The sequence below is a fragment of the Rufibacter sediminis genome, assembly GCF_014269285.1.
GTDB classification, from domain to species: Bacteria; Bacteroidota; Bacteroidia; order Cytophagales; family Hymenobacteraceae; genus Nibribacter; species Nibribacter sediminis.
This window is the reverse complement of the sequence record NZ_JACOAF010000042.1, coordinates 1-18277: the sequence shown is the minus strand read 5'-3', so window position 1 is coordinate 18277 and position 18277 is coordinate 1. Positions and strand designations below refer to the sequence as shown.

The 18277-nt window shown below is 53.2% G+C and carries 16 protein-coding genes; 7 read left to right on the top strand and 9 right to left on the bottom strand.

The genetic code is table 11. The annotated features are described in order from the left end of the window. Positions 1-323: 323 nt before the first annotated feature. Positions 324-1781, top strand: a complete 1458-nt coding sequence (gene gatB, locus H7U12_RS17830) for an Asp-tRNA(Asn)/Glu-tRNA(Gln) amidotransferase subunit GatB (protein ID WP_186640572.1) — start codon at positions 324-326, stop codon at positions 1779-1781. A gap of 18 nt (positions 1782-1799) precedes the next feature. Next, positions 1800-2924, top strand: coding sequence for a TlpA disulfide reductase family protein (locus tag H7U12_RS17825; protein WP_186640570.1), 1125 nt, complete (start codon positions 1800-1802; stop codon positions 2922-2924). A gap of 73 nt (positions 2925-2997) precedes the next feature. Here the strand turns inward: H7U12_RS17825 and H7U12_RS17820 are convergent, their stop codons facing one another. From H7U12_RS17820 to H7U12_RS17810, 3 genes are all read right to left on the bottom strand, one after another. After that, positions 2998-3645, bottom strand: a complete 648-nt coding sequence (locus tag H7U12_RS17820) for a hypothetical protein (protein WP_186640568.1) — start codon at positions 3643-3645, stop codon at positions 2998-3000. A gap of 32 nt (positions 3646-3677) precedes the next feature. Then, positions 3678-4199, bottom strand: a complete 522-nt coding sequence (locus tag H7U12_RS17815; RefSeq protein WP_186640566.1) for an acyl-CoA thioesterase — start codon at positions 4197-4199, stop codon at positions 3678-3680. 137 nt (positions 4200-4336) lie between these two features. Continuing rightward, on the bottom strand, positions 4337-4987 hold the full coding sequence (locus H7U12_RS17810) for a protein-L-isoaspartate(D-aspartate) O-methyltransferase (protein WP_186640563.1): 651 nt from the start codon (positions 4985-4987) through the stop codon (positions 4337-4339). A 181-nt stretch (positions 4988-5168) separates the two neighbouring features. Between H7U12_RS17810 and H7U12_RS17805 the strand changes: the two genes are divergently transcribed. Both H7U12_RS17805 and H7U12_RS17800 read left to right on the top strand, forming a co-directional pair. Further along, positions 5169-6575, top strand: a complete 1407-nt coding sequence (locus H7U12_RS17805; protein WP_186640560.1) for a sugar transferase — start codon at positions 5169-5171, stop codon at positions 6573-6575. Positions 6576-6745: 170 nt separating this feature from the next. Then, entirely contained in the window at positions 6746-7333 is a 588-nt protein-coding gene (locus tag H7U12_RS17800; RefSeq protein WP_186640558.1) for a riboflavin synthase, read from the top strand. A gap of 60 nt (positions 7334-7393) precedes the next feature. Here the strand turns inward: H7U12_RS17800 and H7U12_RS17795 are convergent, their stop codons facing one another. After that, positions 7394-7963, bottom strand: a complete 570-nt coding sequence (locus H7U12_RS17795; protein WP_186640556.1) for a phosphatase PAP2 family protein — start codon at positions 7961-7963, stop codon at positions 7394-7396. Between the two features lie 2 nt (positions 7964-7965). Beyond that, positions 7966-8862, bottom strand: a complete 897-nt coding sequence (hemF, locus tag H7U12_RS17790) for an oxygen-dependent coproporphyrinogen oxidase (protein ID WP_186640553.1) — start codon at positions 8860-8862, stop codon at positions 7966-7968. Positions 8863-8990: 128 nt separating this feature from the next. Between hemF and H7U12_RS17785 the strand changes: the two genes are divergently transcribed. Next, complete coding sequence (locus H7U12_RS17785; RefSeq protein ID WP_186640551.1) at positions 8991-11072, top strand: alpha-ketoacid dehydrogenase subunit alpha/beta; 2082 nt, start codon at positions 8991-8993, stop codon at positions 11070-11072. Between the two features lie 133 nt (positions 11073-11205). Here the strand turns inward: H7U12_RS17785 and tamL are convergent, their stop codons facing one another. Then, complete coding sequence (tamL, locus tag H7U12_RS17780) at positions 11206-13656, bottom strand: translocation and assembly module lipoprotein TamL (protein WP_186640549.1); 2451 nt, start codon at positions 13654-13656, stop codon at positions 11206-11208. A 13-nt stretch (positions 13657-13669) separates the two neighbouring features. Between tamL and H7U12_RS17775 the strand changes: the two genes are divergently transcribed. Beyond that, positions 13670-14416, top strand: coding sequence for an RNA methyltransferase (locus H7U12_RS17775; RefSeq protein ID WP_186640547.1), 747 nt, complete (start codon positions 13670-13672; stop codon positions 14414-14416). Positions 14417-14841: 425 nt separating this feature from the next. On the opposite strand, the gene H7U12_RS17770 is transcribed toward H7U12_RS17775, so the two are convergent. The 3 genes from H7U12_RS17770 to H7U12_RS17760 are packed head-to-tail and all read right to left on the bottom strand — an operon-like array spanning position 14842 to position 17437. Next, the gene (locus tag H7U12_RS17770; protein WP_186640545.1) at positions 14842-15984 is read right to left on the bottom strand and encodes an outer membrane beta-barrel protein; all 1143 of its coding nucleotides are present in this window, start codon (positions 15982-15984) and stop codon (positions 14842-14844) included. A 12-nt stretch (positions 15985-15996) separates the two neighbouring features. Further along, positions 15997-16884 (bottom strand): hypothetical protein, encoded by an 888-nt coding sequence (locus tag H7U12_RS17765; RefSeq protein WP_186640543.1) that lies wholly within the window; start codon positions 16882-16884, stop codon positions 15997-15999. A gap of 13 nt (positions 16885-16897) precedes the next feature. Beyond that, positions 16898-17437, bottom strand: coding sequence for an RNA polymerase sigma factor (locus tag H7U12_RS17760; protein WP_186640541.1), 540 nt, complete (start codon positions 17435-17437; stop codon positions 16898-16900). Between the two features lie 336 nt (positions 17438-17773). Between H7U12_RS17760 and H7U12_RS17755 the strand changes: the two genes are divergently transcribed. Further along, complete coding sequence (locus H7U12_RS17755) at positions 17774-18163, top strand: rhodanese-like domain-containing protein (protein ID WP_186640539.1); 390 nt, start codon at positions 17774-17776, stop codon at positions 18161-18163. Positions 18164-18277 lie beyond the last annotated feature (114 nt).

The following is an 18277-nucleotide window of genomic DNA, read 5'->3' as shown; positions in this document are numbered from 1 at the left end:
ATTTTCCGGAAAACGGCCCCAAAGTAGAAACCTGTGAAGTTTTCACAACCTCACTGGTTTAACGCTGAATCAGCCATTTCTGGCGCGAGTCTTCAGACGCGTGACCTGGGGATGAGGCGAGTCTCCAGACCGCCGTTGAAACATATTGAAAAAGGAGTCTGGAGACTCCACTCATCCTTCGGCACGAGTCTGAGACTCGCGCCAGAGTGAGCCAGAGAGTTGTAGAAGAGAGAAACAAGAGCCACTTTATGGCTGTTTTCTGAAAAATAGACCTAAAACAGAAATCGTGTTGCGTGCCAAACGTGACACGTGCCCCTAAAAACATGAACGAAGAGATCCGTTCCCAATACCAAGCCATCATCGGTCTGGAGGTGCACGCCCAGCTGCTCACCGAGAGCAAGGCGTATTCCTCAGATTCCACGGAGTTCGGCATGCTGCCGAACACCAACCTGAGCGTGATTACCCTAGGCCACCCGGGTACGTTACCGCGCGTGAACAAGAAAGTAGTGGAGATGGCCATGAAAATGGGCCTGGCCACTGACTGCCAGATCACGCGCAACAACTATTACGCCCGCAAAAACTACTTCTACCCAGACCTTCCCAAGGGCTACCAGATCACGCAGGACAAAACGCCCATCTGCACCCAAGGGCATCTGGACATCAAAACCAAAGAAGGCGGCGAGAAACGTATTGGCATTACCCGCATCCACATGGAAGAGGATGCCGGGAAATCCATGCACTTGGCCGGCGAGACCGAGACGCTGGTGGATTTGAACCGCGCCGGAACGCCGCTGATCGAGATTGTATCGGAGCCCGATATTCGGGATTCGGAGGAAGCCTACGCCTACCTGACCCAGATCAAGAAACTGGTGCAGTACCTGGAGATCTGCGACGGCAACATGGAGGAAGGCTCGCTGCGCTGCGATGCCAACATCTCCGTGATGAAGAAAGGCGCCAGCAAGTGGGGCACCAAGGTGGAGGTGAAGAACATGAACTCCTTCCGGAACGTGCAGCGCGCCATTGAGCACGAGATTGAGCGGCAGATCGAGATTCTGGAGAACGGCGGCACCATTGACTCCGAGACCCGGAACTTTGACGCCAACTCCGGCACCACCACCGGCATGCGCTCCAAGGAAACCATGAACGATTATCGGTACTTCCCGGAGCCCGACCTTCCGCCGGTGATCATCTCCGAGGAGTGGCTCCAGTCTGTGCAGGAAAGCATGCCCGCGCTGCCGCAGGTGCTCTACAACCGCTTCACGCAGGAGTACGGCCTGTCTGACTATGATGCCGGCGTACTCACCGATGACAAAGACATCGCGCTGTACTTTGACGCGCTTTGCCAGCAAACCAAAAACTACAAAGCCGCTGCCAACTGGATGAGCGGTCCGGTGAAATCGTACCTGAACGAACTCACGCTGTCCATGGATGCTTTCCCGCTGAAGCCGGAGCAACTTGCCGGACTCATTGACTTGGTGGACAGCAACAAAGTAAGCTACAGCGTGGCAGCCAAGCAGATTTTCCCGTATTTACTGGAAAACCCCGCTAAAACGGCGCAGCAGGTAGCCACGGAGCAGAACCTGGTGCAGGAGTCAGACGAGGGTGCTTTGCAACAAATGATTGACCAGGTGCTGGCCTCCAATCCGCAGAAAGTGGCTGAATACAAAGCCGGGAAAGCGTCGTTGCTGGGCATGTTCATGGGCGATCTCATGAAGCAAACCAAAGGCAAAGCCGATCCTAAACTGGCGAATAAGTTACTGAAGGAGAGTCTGGAAAGATAAGCTCAATTCTATAAAAAGATGAAGAAGAACATACTACTGGCCGCCTCCATGCTTCTGGTGATGGGTGCCTGCCAAAAGAAAGGAGTGGCGACCACTGATACCGATAAAAGCTATCGGATCTCGGGCAAGATCAACAACATGACCACCGGCAAAGTCTACCTGGACGAGCTGGGCGAACAGGCGTTTGTTCCTTTTGACACCGCCACCATCAACAAAGACGGCACCTTTGTGCTGGAAGGCACCGTGGCTGAGCCCGCCATCTACAAACTCGGGTTCGAGAACCAGGAAGGCATCATGCTGGTGGTAGAGAACAACGCCATTGAAGTGACCGCTGACTCCGGCAAGGTGGCCCAGTCGTATACTGTGAAGGGTTCTAAGGATTCTGAGCTGATCCAGCAGTTGAACAACATCATGCAGGGCATGCAGCAGAACGCCACGGCCCTGAACCAGCAGTTCCAGGAAGCGGCGAACGCCGGAAACCAGGACGAGGTGAAACGACTGCAGGAGAAATTCATGGCCTTGCAGCAGGAAAACCAGAGCCAGCTAAAGGCCTTCGTGAAAGCGAATCCAAACTCGGTGGTATCGGTGTACACGGCGGGCAACATCCTGAACCTGGATGAGCACTACACCTTCGTGGACAGCATGGCTACTTCGTTCAAAGCGGCTTTGCCCAACTCCAAGTACACCAAATCGCTGGAAGAGCGCCTGAGCAAAATGCGTAGCACCGCCATGGGCAGTGCCGCGCCGGATATCAAACTTCCGTCTCCGTCGGGTCCTGAGATCGCGTTGACCTCACTGCGGGGCAAGTATGTTTTGATTGATTTCTGGGCGAGCTGGTGCGGACCTTGCCGCCAGGAGAACCCCAACGTGGTGCGCATGTACAACAAATACAAAGACAAAGGCTTCGAGATATTCGGGGTGAGTCTGGACCAGGATCGCGGCAAATGGTTGAAAGCCATCGAAAACGATAAACTTACCTGGCCGCATGTGTCTGACCTGAAAGGCTGGGAAAGTTCTGCCGCTGCCCTGTATGGCATCACCGCCATTCCGCAAACCGTGCTGCTGGACAAGGAAGGTAAGATCATCGCGAAAAACCTACGGGGCGCTGCCCTGGAGGAGAAACTCGCTTCCCTGCTGCAATAATTTATTAAGTACCCTAAAACAGAAACGGCTGCCATTCCTCAATGGCAGCCGTTTCCGTTTTAGGGCCGTTTTTTTAATTCTGCTGCAAAAATATCTTCTGCAATACCTCCCAGAGCTTCTTCTTCAACTCCACACTTTGCTCAATGTCCTCCAGCGAGTCTACCAATACAAAGCGCGATTCCTCAAACTTGTACATCCGGTAGAACTCCATGCGGGACAAGTTAGCCACCGGCAAGCCCTGCCCGAACAGGATGATGTGTCTGGCGGCATTCTGAGCGGCAATCTGTTTCACGTCATGCGTCAGCTCCCGGGACATATTCCCGAACTTGATCTGCGCCGTGGTTAAGCCCACTGCCGCCATAACCTTCTGCAGGAATTGGTGCTGCGGCAATTTCCGGAACACGTCATCTGCTACTTCAAACAACAGATACGTACCGCGCTCAGCTTCTCCCAGCCACTGGATTTCCGTCGGCGCTACGGCGGCTGGCGTCGAAATAGGAGCAGGAGCTGGTTCTGGTTGCACTTCCTCCGGCACCGAAATCTTATCCAGAAGAGGAGCTGTCGTGGCTAACGGAACTTCCACCTGCACTGGTTCCGGAGTGACGGTCGCTGCCTGGGTGAAGGAGATGGCTTCTTCGTTTGCCGGTTCAGGGATCACATACAGCGTGTCTTGTCCGTACAGGTTCTGTAGAAACAAGAGGTCGTTGGCAGTTGAAGACATAGAGTTGGTGACGTGATTTAAAACGCTGTGAATTAATCTGCTAAGTCAAAGATGGCTTTGAGTTCGTTTGCGTCATGCGGTTTCATGCGGCCACCCAGAATGAGGCGAAGCTGACGGCGGCGCAGGGCTCCGGCATATTGCTCTTTTTCCTCATCAGACTCGGGGAGGGCTTCTGGCACGGTGACCGCCTGTCCATTCTCATCCAGCGCCACAAAGGTGAAATAGGCTTCATTGGACTTTACCTTGGTGCCGGAAGGAATGTCTTCGGCCCACACGGTGATGTGCACTTCCATAGACGTGCTGAAAGCCCGCGTAACCTGCGCTTCCAGCGTGATCACGTTGCCCAGTTTAATGCTTTCCCGGAAAGAGACATTGTCTACGGACGCGGTCACGACAATGCGGTTGGAGTGTTTCTGGGCCGAAATGGCCGAAACAATGTCCATCCAATGCATCATTCTGCCCCCCATGAGGTTGTTTAGGGTATTGGTATCATTGGGCAGAACGAGTTCTGTCATCCTTACATAGGATTCTTTAACAGATTTTTGCTTACGCATATAATAGAAGAGGTGTAATTGAGTTGGTAAAGATACACCGGAAACCCCAAAGCTCGTTACTTTTTTGCCTGCAGAGCCGCTGCCCTCGCGCAGCGTTTTAGGGGTGTTTCTGAAAAAGGAAGGCTAAAACAGCCGAGTTATTGCCAGCCCTGCTTACCCAGAAGCGGCACAAACTTAAAGTCGCCAAACTCCTCCTTGGTGAATTCCCCTTCGCCCACCCGCGTGATGCGCAGCATTTTCTGTACCCCGGTATCGCCCACCGGAATCACGAGTTTCCCCCCGATGGTGAGTTGACGGAGCAGGGTTTTGGGGATGATGGGGGCACCGGCGGTGACCAGTATTTTGTGGTACGGGGCGTGTTGCGGCAAGCCTTCAGAGCCGTCGCCCAGAAAGGTGAAAGGAGCCAGGCCCATCAGCTGAAACTGGCGGTTGGCCTTCTGGAAGAGCACTTCGTTGTACTCAATGGTGTACACCTGCGGGGTAAGTTGCAACAGCACACTGCACTGGTATCCAGAGCCGGTGCCAATCTCCAGCACTTTGTCAGTGGGTTGCACTTCCAGCAGCTCGGTCTGGTAGGCAACGGTGTAGGGCTGAGAAATAGTCTGTCCTTCGCCAATGGGGAACGCTTTGTCTTGATACGCCTGCTCCAGGAAGGCTTTCTCAAAGAAGAAGTGCCGGGGCACCTTCTCCAGCGCCTGCAACACCCTTGGGTCTTTGATTCCTTTTTCCTGAACAGTACGCACCAAACTCTTGCGCATGCCTTTGTGTCGGTAATTATCTATCAGCATAAATGGGTCAGGTAAATTACTTTTATACGTTTAGCTGCCGAATCTGAAGAAACAACGTCGCGAAATTAGCAATTAGGTGTTCATAGACACGAAATTTAATTTTTAACCTTGCGTTCTGAAATTCGTGTAGCTTTGTGGCCCGATGGAGCCATTTTCCGCTGCTCTGTTCATGTGAGAATCCATGCTGTTCACCCGTACCAGACATATCTACAAACTTATTCTCGGAGATTTTTTGGCAGCCTTCCTGGCCTGGTCTGTCTTCTATCTTTCTAATAACTATGCTTTTGTCGGCTTCCCCGATATTCTCAATCTGGCTTTTCTAAGCCGCTCTTTTGTCATTGCCAGCTCCTGGGTGGTGCTCTACGCCTTGCTGGGCCGCTACCGGGACATCTTCCGGTTGTCGCGGTTCCGGGAAGTTGTTCTCCTGGCCAGTATCTCGCTGGGGGGAGCCACGGCCATTTACCTGGCGTTTATCTATGATGACCCTGAGCTGATCAAATTCCATGTGTATTCCAAGCCCATTGGAATGTACTTTCTGCTGCATTTCTTCTTTTCGGTGTTCATCAAGACCTATGTATTGAGCCATCTTAAAAAGCTGGTCTACAACGGAGAGGTGTATTTCCGGACGGTGGTGGTGGGTTCCAGCGGCAATGCCCGGGAGGTGTACAATGAATTGGTGAACAACAACCGGCACCTGGGCCTCCGGATCATCGGCTTTGTGCAGAGCCAGCCCTCGCAACCGCATGCGTTTCAGGAGGAGATTCCCTCACTGGGTTCTTTCCATAAGCTGCCCGAGGTGATCAAAGAGCAGCAGGTGCAGGAAGTGATTATCGCTATTGAGCCTTCAGAACACCAACTCATTCAGCAGATTCTGACGTACCTGGAAGGAGAGGATGTCCGGATCAGTATTCTGCCCGATGTCTACCAGATTCTGCTGGGTTCCGTAAGGGTATCGCACCTGTTCGGGACGCCGCTGATAGAAGTGAAACGCGATTTGATGCCCGTTTGGCAACAACTGCTCAAAAGGGTACTGGATCTGGTCACCGCTATTCTGGTCTTGACCATTCTCTCGCCTCTGTACGCTTTACTGGCTATTTTGGTGAAAACGTCCTCCCCGGGGCCCGTGCTATTCCGGCAGGAGCGGATCGGGCAGCACGGCAAGCCGTTCAACATCCTTAAATTCAGAAGCATGTACCAGGATGCCGAGAAATTCGGTCCGGCGCTTTCCTCGGACGATGACCCTCGGGTGACCAAACTAGGTAGATTCATGCGAAAAGTACGGCTGGATGAGATTCCGCAGTTCTACAATGTCTTGATCGGGGAGATGAGTCTGGTAGGGCCGCGGCCGGAGCGGCAACATTTTATCGATCTGATCACCGAGCAGGCTCCCCACTACAAACACCTGCAGCGGGTGAGGCCCGGCATCACGTCCCTGGGGCAGGTGAAGTTTGGATACGCGCAGAACGTGCCCGAAATGGTCCGCCGCCTGAAATACGACATCCTCTACATTGAGAACATGTCCCTGGTCATGGACTTCCGGGTACTGCTCTACACCATCAAGATCATTATTCAGGGAAGAGGGAAGTAGGGAATGTGCTAATTGGTTAATGTGCTGATGTGCTAATTGTATCACATACGTACATTGCTATGAGTATCACACATGTACATCAAAAAATTCAGAACTAATAAGCACATTCCCTAAGTAGCAAACTAGAAGATAGCACATCAGCACATTACCTAATTAGCACATTAGAAACCATGTTTACAGGAATCATAGAAGCGCAGGCCCAGGTGAAGGCCATTAGAGATGAGCAGGCGAACCGTCATTTCACGCTGAGCTGTCCGTTCACCCATGAGCTGAAGATTGACCAGAGTGTCGCCCATAACGGTGTTTGCCTCACCGTGGTGGCTCTAGAGGGAGATACGTATACCGTGACGGCCATTGCCGAGACGTTGTCCCGGACCAATTTGGGGCAGCTGAAGGAGGGGGACAAGGTGAACCTGGAGCGTTGCCTGCTGGCCAACAGCCGCTACGATGGACACATTGTGCAGGGGCACGTGGACCAGGTGGGCATCTGTGAAGAGGTGAGAGACCAACAGGGAAGCTGGCTTTTCCGGTTTTCCTATCAACCGCAGGCGGCGGGGAACGTGACCGTGGAGAAAGGCTCCATCTGCGTGAACGGCATCAGCCTTACGGTGGTGGAATCTGGGGAGAACTTTTTTTCCGTGGCCATCATCCCGTATACCTATGAGTTCACCAACCTGCACGCGGTGAAACCAGGAGATCAGGTGAACCTAGAATTTGATATCATCGGGAAATACGTGGCCCGCTTGCTGCAAAAGTAACATAATTGTTTTAGGCCTTTTTTTGGGAAAAGAGGCCCAAAACAGATTTTCTGCAGAAGCTTAGCGTTGCCAGAAAAGAAAGCGTTCTGAGGCTTTCCGGTAGAAGTACATGCTCAGCCAGGCGGTGGCTATGCCAATCAAAGCTCCGGCGGTGATATCTCCGGGGTAATGCACGCCCAGGTACACCCTGCTGTAGGAAATAGCCAGCGCCCAGACCAACAGCAGAATCTTGAAGAGCCACTGCTTTTTAGGCAGCAGCAGAATCACGAAAATAGCCACGGCAAAGGCGTTGGCGGCGTGTGAAGAGACAAACCCGTATTGGCCGCCGCAGCCGTCAATGGCGTTCACGGTACCTAACATAGCATCATGGCAGGGCCGCAGGCGGGCGACCGTGGGCTTCAGAATTCCGGAGGAAATAAAATCCGCGAGGCCCACGCTGGCACCCAGCGAAAGGACCATCAGCCAGCCTTTCCGTTTGTAGAAGTAGATGAACAGGCCCACCAGCACCCCGTAAAAAGGAAACCACACGTACTTGTTGGAGATGAGCACCATGGCGGCATCCCAGAAGGGGGACTGGTGGCTGTTCAGCTCCAGAAAAAGGGCCTGGTCAAATGCGATGATCTCGTCCATGGTTATAGGGAATTGACCCAATCTATGTCTTTCCGGAAGCAAGCTAAAGCTTCGGCTTCCGCCGATCCTTCAGCAGGGGCGTGGCTGTAGTGCCAGCTGGCCAGCGGGGGCAGGCTCATCAAAATGGATTCGGTTCTACCGTTTGTCTCCAACCCGAATTTGGTGCCCCTGTCGTTGACCAGATTAAACTCCACGTAGCGTCCGCGCCGGATCAGCTGCCATTCTTTCTCCTGCGGGCTGAAATCGCGAGTTTTATTCTCGTTTACAATGGCTGTATACGTGGGCGCGAAGGTATCTGCCACAGCCTGCACAAAGGCAAACCGTTCTTCGATGGAAATCTCGGGGGTGGCGCTGAGCCGGTCAAAGAAAATACCGCCCACGCCGCGGGTTTCCTCGCGGTGCGGAATGTAGAAATAGTCATCGGCCCACTTCTTGAATTCCGGGTAGTAAGCCGGCTGGAACCGGTCACAGGTGTTTTTCAGTTGCTGGTGGAAGAATTTTACCTGCGCCTTGTTCACGTAAATGGGCGTGAGGTCTATGCCGCCGCCAAACCAAGCCTCGCCGTTGCCCGCCTCAAAATAGCGCACGTTCATGTGCGTAATGGGTACATGCGGATTACCTGGGTGCATGACCACCGATACGCCGGTGGCGAAGAAATGCGGGTCGGGCAAATGCAGCGCGGCGGCTCCTTTGGGCGGCAAAACCCCTTCCACGGCGGAGAAATTAACGCCTCCTTTTTCAAAAACAGCGCCATTCTGGATCACGCGAGCCGCACCGCCGCCGCCGCCAGGCCGCTCCCAATGGTCTTCCTGGAAGTGGGCCACGCCGTCACAGGTTTCCAGATCCTGGCAAAGGCGTTCCTGAAATGACTTAAACCATTTTTGTATCGTATCTCTCATGGTAGATTCTTTTCTGTTTTACAGGCGTTTTGGCAAAAATAGGCGATAAATGGCAGAGGCCCATACTTTCCTGATTTTGCTTTCTACGGCAGAAGCCCTAACTTAGAAAACCGAACAAATGTTAGCTTATGAACCAGACTTCTGTTGAAGCCGCACCCCAAGTGGAGTTGGACCTTCTGCTTAAAGCCTACCGCCTGATGCTCACCGCCAAAGCGCTGGCCGATACATACGAAGAAAACAAGGCCATTTGCAGCAAATACGTCCATAGCACCTCCCGCGGCCATGAAGCCATTCAGTTGGCCACGGCGTTTCATCTCACTGAGAAAGATTTTTTATCCGTTTACTACCGAGACGAGTCCATTTTGCTGGGCTTGGGTTTGTCGCCGTACGAGCTCATGCTCCAGCTCATGGCCAAACGCGATGATCCGTTCAGCGGCGGCAGAACCTATTACGGCCATCCGTCGCTCCGGCGGGAAGGCTTTCCCGTAATTCCGCACCAAAGCTCCGCCACGGGCATGCAGGCCATTCCGGCCACCGGCATGGCGCACGCCTTGGCTTACCTGGAGTCACAGAACATCATGGAGGCTGCTGAAGGGCGCGTGGTGGTTTGCTCCCTGGGCGATGGCTCCGTGACCGAAGGCGAAGTGGCCGAGGCCTTCCAGATGGCGGTCTTGAAAAAGCTGCCCATCATTTACCTGGTGCAGGACAACGACTGGGGAATCTCGGCGAAAGGAACGGAGATGCGGGCCATGGATGCCTACGAGTACGCGGCCGGGTTCAAAGGTCTGGAAAGAATGCGCGTAGACGGGGCTGATTTCATTGATTCGTATACCGGCCTAACCGAGGCTTTCCGGATTGCCCGCCAGGAACGCCGTCCGGTGCTGGTGCACGCCAAGTGCCCGTTGCTGGGCCATCATACCTCGGGCGTTCGCCGGGAATGGTACCGGGGCGACAACTTAACCGAGCATAGTTTACTGGACCCGCTGCCGAAACTGGGAACGTATCTGTTGGAGCAAGGCATTACCGCCGATGCCCTCATTTCCATTGCTCAGGAGGTGAAGCAGGAGGTGCAGGAACAATACCAGAAAGCGTTGGCAGCCGCAGATCCAGACCCCGCCACGTTTCACCTGCATGAGTTCGCGCCCACGCCCGTGACCGAGGAAAGCGGCACCAGAACCCCGGAAAAAGGGGAGAAAACCACCATGGTAGATGCCGCACTCCACGCCGTGGATGATCTCCTGAAGCAATACCCAGAGGCGCTGTTCTACGGCCAGGATGTAGGCGGCGAATTAGGTGGCGTGTTCCGCGAGGCGGCTCTGCTGGCCAAGAAATACGGCGATAACCGGGTCTTCAACACGCCCATCCAGGAAGCGTACATTGTGGGGTCTACAGCGGGCATGTCAGCGGTGGGGGCCAAACCCATCGTGGAGATTCAGTTTGCGGATTACATCTGGCCGGGCATCAACCAGTTGGTGGAAGAGCTTTCCAAAAGCTGCTACCTGAGCATGGGCAAGTTCCCCATCCAAAGCTTGATCCGGGTGCCCATTGGTGCTTACGGCGGTGGCGGACCCTACCATTCCGGGAGCATTGAGTCTACCTTGCTGAACATCCGGGGCATCAAAGTGGTGTACCCCAGCAACGCGGCCGATATGAAAGGGCTCATGAAAGCCGCGTTCCTGGACCCGAACCCCGTGGTGATGCTGGAACACAAAGGCCTGTACTGGTCTAAAGTGCCGGGCACCGAAGACGCAAAAACTACCGAGCCAGCCGCAGATTATGTACTGCCGCTGGGAAAAGCCAACGTGGTCCAGCACGCTGCGGAAGAGCAGGTGCGCCAGGGGAACAGCGTCACGGTGATCACCTACGGCATGGGCGTTTACTGGGCGAAATCCGCAAGTAAGCACTTAACTGGTAGCGTGGAGATCGTGGATCTGAGAACGCTGAACCCGCTGGATTATGAAGCAGTGGAAGCCTCGGTGAAGCGTCACGGTAAGGTGCTGGTGTTGACTGAGGAACCGCTGATGAATTCCTTCGCCGAGTCTCTGGCCGGCCGCATTGGTAAAACCTGCTTCCAACACCTGGATGCCCCGGTTCTCACCTTAGGTGCCGAGAACCTGCCTGCCGTGCCGCTGAACGTGGAGCTGGAGAAGATGATGTTACCTAACGCCGATAAGGTTCTGGCTGCTTTAACTGAGTTGCTGGCATATTAACGTCTTTAACCAGCACTAGCTCGGTAGATCTAAACAGAAACCGCCTTCGTTTTAAGCCAGTTTTCTAAAAACTGAGCGCAAAACGAAGGCGGTTTCTTTGTTTCCGATGATGTACCGATCAACAGCTACTTTCTTAGAACGGATAGCCGATTCCCAGGTTGAAAGTGGTTTGGGTGTTGTTGCCAAAGATTCTATCGCTCCGGAACTTGTTGATGACAAACCGGCTGCCTTCGGGCAAAGCGGGGTCATACACTCTGGTGGCGATGTCAAACCGGAAGATGGCGAAGGTGAAATCGAACCGGAGCCCGAAACCGGTACCCACGGCGAATTCTTTGTAAAACCGGTCAAACTCAAACTTGGCCCCAGATTGGGCCACGTACAGATCTGGATTGGGGTTAGTATTCCGCTCGTTGAATAACCAGATGTTCCCGGCGTCCATAAACAAGGCTCCGTTGACATTGGTGTTCCCGAAACGGAACATCCGGAACCGATACTCGGTGTTCAGCTCCAGCAGAATCTCGCCGGTTTGCTCGAACAGATAGTCCGTCTCGCCGGTTTCTTTGCTGATGAGGGAGCTGGAACCGGGTCCCAGACGGCGCGGCAACCAGGCCCGCACGCTGGAAGATCCACCGGCGAAGAAGTATTTATCATAGGGCAGCGCTTTGGAACTGCCCAGCGGTTTAGCCACCCCGCCGTTCGCGCGGTACACGAAGGATGTATTGTTGCCCAACACGTGGTACCGCCGGTAATCCAGGTTCAGTTTGGCAAACCGATAAGTATTGAAATCCTTGACCTGCTCCGCCACATAATTCCAGAGGAGCCCGCCCGTCTCCACGAAAATCCGGAACAGTTTGGCGTCATTGGACTGGTTGTAGTTGGCGGTGTTGTACAGGCTGGTGAAATTAATGGACGAGACAAAGGCGTTCCTGAAACTCTCCCGCAACGGGTTGCCGGACTGTTCCAGCGTCACCAGGTACTGCTCAAACGTAGGGTCAATTCTGGGGGTGCTGATTACGCTGATGTCCAGCGGCGAGAAACTGAACTGGTGAATGTTCAGGCGCTGCCAGATGTAGTCAAACGAGAAGTCCAGGTTGGTTCTGGTGTACTCATTGCGGTCTACATAGGTATAGCCGGTACTCAACCGTGTGCGCGGGTTAAACCGGATGAGAATGTCATTGGTCCGGAAGGGAACCAGAATCTGCGGGAAGGTCACGCCCATGTCAGCACCAATCTCGGTTCGGCGGCCCACGGTGGCCACGTTTCGGCGGAGCTGGCCTTCTACGCCCGCCCGTACCCCGATGTCGAAAATTTCGGCTCCGCCAAAGATGTTCCTGATCCGGAACCGGATACTGGCGTAAGGGCCGGGCACCTGCTCCGTAAAGGTTCCGCCCACCTCGGTGGTTTCCTGAAACCGGGGCAGCAGCGCGGTGTTGATGTGGGCGTTCAGCCAGCCATAGTGCGGATCGGTCTGGGCCGTGTCTACCTTCGTGTAGCTGATGGTGGTGTACTTGAAGACATCCAGGTTGCTGATGATGCGCTGGTTGTTCAACGTTCGGTTCGCGGAATAGGTCTGACCTCTTCTAATGATCACTTTCCGGTTCAGGATGCGCGGTTTCACGCGCTGCTCATAGGCCAGAAAGTGGATGTTGTTCAGGTCTACCGTATCTCTGGTGCGGCCAAACCGGTTGATGTTGGCGTCTGAGGTGAAGTACACCTCATGGATGGAGTAGACTTTGTGCTCGGTAGAGTCAGTGGGGTTTGCCACCAGCGTGTTCAGCCGAACGGTGTAGGCCTCATAGCTGGTATCTGCCTCTACGGTGATAAACTGCTGCCGGAAATCATAGAAGCCGTTGTTCTTGAGGAGTTGCTCTATGCGGGTGCGTTCCTGGGTGAGCAGGGCCTCGTCAAAGTTCTGGTTTACCTTGATGAGGCTGGCCGCCTGGCTTTGATTCAGCAGCCGCTGAATGGTGGTGTCCTGCACCTGATAGGTGTGGTTGGTGACCACGTATGGCTTGTCTTCCTGTACCTGCAGCGTGACAAACACCTTTTTGTTTTTCACCTCGGTTACGGAAGACACCTTGTTCCGGAAGAAGCCTTTGGAGCTTAAGTAAATGCCCACCTGCTCCTCGGTTTGCACCAGTTTCAGGGAGTCAAAGATGGCCGGCGGCTCACCCACGGTGCGCATGAGCCAGTTGCCGTTCTCTTTCTTGTTCTGCAGTTTGGTTAAATGATTCTCCTTTTTTTCGATCAGCTTGTCTACTTTGACGGAATCACTGCCGGCCCGCTGAATACGGCTATTGAAGTCAACCGTCTCTTTGTCTATGTCCTGCTGAATGCGCTCCGGGTCATAGAAGCTTTTGCCTAAGTAATAAAGGTTCAGGTAGATAGGCGCGCCTAAGACCCGGCGGTTGGGTTTCTGCTGGTACAGCTGCGAGATGGCAGATTTGTCTGCCTGTTTCACTCCCTCCAGTTTTATTTTCCAGAGGAGCCGCTCATTTGGAGCTAAGTGACGGGTGGGCGTGCAGCCCATGGACAAGCCCAGCATTGTGAATACCGCGCCGAATACGTAACATCGTAGCTTCAAACGTAGAAGGATTATGATCTCAAAGGGGCTTTTGAAGTACATTAGGTCACTGCAAATAAAGAAATATCGGTTGCTTCACCAAGCTTTCACGGTGGAAGGTGAAAAGAGTGTGGCCGAACTGCTGCAATCAGACTTTGAACTGGAAACGGTGCTGGCCACGGATAAATTTCTTTCCAGACATACCCATCTGCTCAGGAAAGGTTTTGAGGTGATCACGGTAGGGGAAGACGAGCTGGGGAAAGCCGGTTCCATGGAAACCAACAACGCCGCGCTGGCCATTGCCAAGATGCGCCCCGTGCCCGAGTTCTCCTGGCCAGACCACCCGTTTGTGCTGGCCCTGGACGAGGTGCGAGACCCCGGAAACCTGGGCACCATCATCCGGATTGCCGACTGGTACGGCCTCACCTCCATCATCCTCTCCGAGACCTCCGCCGATTTCTACAACCAGAAAGTCATTGCGGCCACCATGGGTTCCTTTACCCGCATCACCCCGCAGTACGTTGATTTAGCCGCGTTTATGAAAAACCGGCCCCAAAACGTGCCGGTGTTTGGCGCGGCCCTGGAAGGCGAGAATGTCCACCGCTTAAGCTTACAACCCGAAGGCGTGCTGGTGATGGGCAACGAGTCGCACGGCATCCGGCCAGAGATCATGCAACTGGTGACAAAGCCCCTGCACATTCCCGGCAGAGGCGGCGCCGAGTCCTTGAACGTAGGTACTGCCACGGCCATTCTCCTGGATAACTTCTTCCGGAACATCTAACCATTCGCGTTGTACTCTTTCAGTTGATGTTAGGCTAAAGACATTTTGAGGCAGTTTTCAGAAAAGGAGCTTCAAAACGGGCGGTACTGGCGCAAGCGTCCGGTTGTGCCATAAATCTTTGAAGCTTGAACGGTTTAGTTGCATCCCTTTAGGGCTGAAGCTCCCTCTATGGCGCGGAAGTTACTTCCGTGACTAATAGGTTTTGTTTTTTAGTCACGGAAGTAACTTCCGCGCCATAGAAGTTCCGAGCCATAGAAGGGAAATGGTGCTTTCGATAATATCAGAGACTTTGCTCTAGTGTGCGCTTAGGCGTTTTATGGCTGTTTTCAGAAAAAGAGCTTTGAAACGTGCATGATAGAATTCCCAGAAAAACAAAAGAGGAGCGAAGCCGCTCCTCTTTTGTTTTTATGCAGAAAGGTGAAGGATTAGAATTTCATGATCCGGACGCCGGCGGCGATGGCATTGGCCTGCGGACCTTTGTTCTCCTCGAATACCTCGTTGAGGTTGTACTTCACGAAGAACTCTAGGCTTCTCACTCCAATGAAGCCAGAGACTCCGTACTGGAAATCGTTCAGGAAGAAATCATCTTTGGTTTTGCTCTTGTGGTTTTCACCGTCCTGAGAGTACTTCAGTTTGGAGTGGCTGCTGAGCATGTAGCCCACGAAACCGCCGCCGCCTATTTTGAAGTTGGTCTTCCCTTTCCGGTTCTTGAAGTCCAAGCCAAGTTCCAGGGGCACGTTGAAGGAGGTAGTGGCCAGTTTGCTTTTGTCTATGTTCATGTCCACTGCTTTGGAGAACTGGGTTCCTTCATCGGATTGGGAGATGATGATGTTGTCATCAAACATGTAGTTGTGGAAGTCAAAAGTAAAACCGGTGATCAGGCGCAGCGGGCTGGCTTCACCACCCAAGCGGTAGTGCCATTTGCTGTTGAGGCTGATGTAGCGCGAGGCCAGCGGTCTAAGCTTGATGTCCTGCACGGGGCTGCCCGCCTGTTCCTCTTTGTTCATCCAGTGCGAAACGCCGAGGTCTATCTGAAAATCAAATTCCTGTCTGGGGTTGCGGTTCTTGTAGCGTTTCTCGTCTCTTTCTCTTATCTCAGTGGAGTCTCCCTGGCCTACGTTCACCTTTACCTTGGTGGAGTTGTTGTCCTCGTCACGGTCAATGTCGATGCCGATCTTGTCGGTGATCCGGATGCGGTTTTTCTCTTTGATGGTGACTTCGGTTCCCTCTGGTCCGTGCTGGGTGATGGTGATGTTCACGTCATCGGCGGTGTTGGCGCTGGATTTGTCAATGGTGACGGTGACCTCATCGCCTTTTTTGCCGGCGGCTTCTATCTGGTCGGCGTATTTTTCTACCAGCAGCATGATGGAGTCAATGCTCTGTGATTTAAGACTTTTCAAATCCTTGACGTCTTTCACTACAATCAGCAACCGGGCTTCGTTTCTGAGCTTCATGATGAGCGTATCCTGGATTGCAGCCGGTTTAGGGCTTTTTGAACTGGCGTGAGAAGGCAAGGCGATAGCTGCAGCCATCATGATGGCCGTAAGCAGGGCGTACATACGTTTCATTGAAATGGGATTTTAGAGTTCTATTGACTTTGTGATTTTTTTGTTGCCTATGCGGGTTTCTAAGGCGTAGGTGTGTTTGGTAATACCTAGTTCTGAAAGATTCACTTTCTCACCGTCTTTGAGGTTCTTCACTTGCTTCAGGATGCCTTTCAGAACGCGTCCTGTCCCAGCTGGTTCCTCTCCCTGCGGTGGGTCCGTTTCTTTAGTAGATGCCGAGGCGAGGGAGGTGGTTGCCTGAGCATTGTCTAATTTTACAATTATTTCCAAAGCGGGGGCCGCATCTGCCGAGGCTTGGTTAGGTTCCTGTACTTTGGCGGGGGTAGCCACCGCCATCATAGCGGCGGGCTCTGGCGCAGAAACCGCCTTAGGTGCCTCCATCTCCCGAACTTCGTTTCTCTTAATTGCCGACGGGGTGGCTTTCACGTTTCCGTTTACAGCAGGAGCAGCTGAATTAGCTTCCACTGCCGCTAGGGCTTGGTTGGGGGCGGGCGTTACCGCCGTATTAGTTGGGTACTCAGCGGTGCTCTCGTTTTCAGGGGCCGCAGGAGTTGTCACCATTTCACTTGAAGGAGAGACGCTTTGCGGGGCAGTTGGTTTGGTCTCCTGCACCGTGGCTACCGTTCCCGAGGGCTGCAGCGGATCTATGTTCTCGCGGTTTACCCAGAGACCCACACTCAGCAGCATGGTCACGGCCGCGGCGGCCGAGTAGTACCACATCCGGATGGGGCTGCGTTCCTCTTTCTGCTCTTCGGCCACCGGCACCACAAACAGATTGGGTACTTGCGACTGGCTGTTTTGCTGCATGCGCGCCTGCATCCGTTCCCACACATCGTTGCCGGGTGTTACAGGGTTGTTTTTCAGCTTATCTCTGAATAGTTTATCTAAATCTTCTGCGCTCATCGTCTTTGTCTGTTTAGAGGGCGATTGTTACTCCTTGCTGGGCCAGCATGCGTTGCAGCATGGCCCGCGCTTTACTTAACTGTGATTTGGAAGTGCCTTCGCTGATCTGGAGCATATCGGCGATTTCCTTGTGCGAGTAGCCTTCAATGGCGTATAAGTTGAAGACTGCCCGGTAACCGGCCGGAAGTTCCTGGAGTAATTCCATCATCTCGCCGGCACTCATGTCGCTGTCCGCCGAGGCATCCTCAGAGGCCAGGTAGTTGTGTTCTTTTTCAATGGCCAGGTGCATGGGCTCCTGCTTGCGTAACTGCTGCAGCGCCTCGTTCACCATGATGCGGCGCACCCAGCCCTCAAAGCTCCCTTTCTGCTCAAACCGACCCACGTGCTGGTACACTTTCATGAACCCGTTAATGAGGACTTCCTCGGCATCCATCTCATTCTTGAGGTACCGCAGGCAAACTCCCATCATGGGGCCGGCGTAGCGGTCGTACAAGAGTCGCTGGGCTTTGGCATCGCCTTGCTGCAGTGCTAGTACCAGATCTGTCTCATTCACGGGTTGTAGAAGTTTAAGCGATATAAAGTTTGCCTGTTTGTATGGATAGATGCACCACCGGTAAAATCGGTTGCCCGGGCTCCAGAAAAAAAGTTAAGTAAATATAAGCAGTTGCGAATACTTTCAGTAATCAGCTCCTTTTTATTCAGGTAAAGTCTTCAAAATCAGCGCAATTAATCGTTTACTCTATTCTGAAATCGGTTTAAAAACTTTTGAAAAAAGTGGAGGAATCGTTTTAGGGCTGTTTTCTGGAAAGCAGGCCTAAAACAGGGGAGGAACCAACCGGGCAGCGCGGCAGTTGTTGGTTTAAAGAGACAATCGTCTCATCTTTGAGCTATGAAAACATTCTTATTAGCCGTCGCTTTGTTTTGTGCGCAGCCTCTTTGGGCGCAGGAGAAACCCGCCCACCTGCTTGCTCCTTCAGAATACAAGGAAATCAGCCGGAAAGAGAAAGGCGTTTTGGTGGATGTGCGTACCCCGGAGGAATTCCAGAGCGGCCACCTCAAAAAAGCGGTGAACTCAGATTTCAGGGGAGGGCAGTTCAGCCAGGACTTCCAGCAGTGGGACAAAAACAAAACGTACTACCTGTACTGCGCCTCGGGCAACCGCAGCGGACAAGCCCTGAAATTAATGCAGGAGGCCGGCTTTACCAAGGTCTACAACGTGGGAGCCTACAAAGACCTGAAAGCCGCCGGACTCAAAACCAAAGAACAAACCAAGAAATAACCAAGCGCTATTTAAATCAGCACGTTGCTTGTTTTAGGGCGCGTTGACAATTGTAGAATTATTTTTCCTGGCAGTTGTTAGAGTATCAAAAAGCCTATGCGTCGTTATGAGATC

Excerpts from the sequence above, each read along its gene's own strand:
- gatB (WP_186640572.1), top strand. The coding sequence starts at position 324 with ATGAACGAAGAGATCCGTTCCCAATACCAAGCCATCATCGGTCTGGAG.
- H7U12_RS17825 (WP_186640570.1), top strand. The coding sequence starts at position 1,800 with ATGAAGAAGAACATACTACTGGCCGCCTCCATGCTTCTGGTGATGGGT.
- H7U12_RS17820 (WP_186640568.1), bottom strand. The coding sequence starts at position 3,645 with ATGTCTTCAACTGCCAACGACCTCTTGTTTCTACAGAACCTGTACGGA.
- H7U12_RS17815 (WP_186640566.1), bottom strand. The coding sequence starts at position 4,199 with ATGCGTAAGCAAAAATCTGTTAAAGAATCCTATGTAAGGATGACAGAA.
- H7U12_RS17810 (WP_186640563.1), bottom strand. The coding sequence starts at position 4,987 with ATGCTGATAGATAATTACCGACACAAAGGCATGCGCAAGAGTTTGGTG.
- H7U12_RS17805 (WP_186640560.1), top strand. The coding sequence starts at position 5,169 with ATGCTGTTCACCCGTACCAGACATATCTACAAACTTATTCTCGGAGAT.
- H7U12_RS17800 (WP_186640558.1), top strand. The coding sequence starts at position 6,746 with ATGTTTACAGGAATCATAGAAGCGCAGGCCCAGGTGAAGGCCATTAGA.
- H7U12_RS17795 (WP_186640556.1), bottom strand. The coding sequence starts at position 7,963 with ATGGACGAGATCATCGCATTTGACCAGGCCCTTTTTCTGGAGCTGAAC.
- hemF (WP_186640553.1), bottom strand. The coding sequence starts at position 8,862 with ATGAGAGATACGATACAAAAATGGTTTAAGTCATTTCAGGAACGCCTT.
- H7U12_RS17785 (WP_186640551.1), top strand. The coding sequence starts at position 8,991 with ATGAACCAGACTTCTGTTGAAGCCGCACCCCAAGTGGAGTTGGACCTT.
- H7U12_RS17775 (WP_186640547.1), top strand. The coding sequence starts at position 13,670 with ATGATCTCAAAGGGGCTTTTGAAGTACATTAGGTCACTGCAAATAAAG.
- H7U12_RS17770 (WP_186640545.1), bottom strand. The coding sequence starts at position 15,984 with ATGAAACGTATGTACGCCCTGCTTACGGCCATCATGATGGCTGCAGCT.
- H7U12_RS17765 (WP_186640543.1), bottom strand. The coding sequence starts at position 16,884 with ATGAGCGCAGAAGATTTAGATAAACTATTCAGAGATAAGCTGAAAAAC.
- H7U12_RS17755 (WP_186640539.1), top strand. The coding sequence starts at position 17,774 with ATGAAAACATTCTTATTAGCCGTCGCTTTGTTTTGTGCGCAGCCTCTT.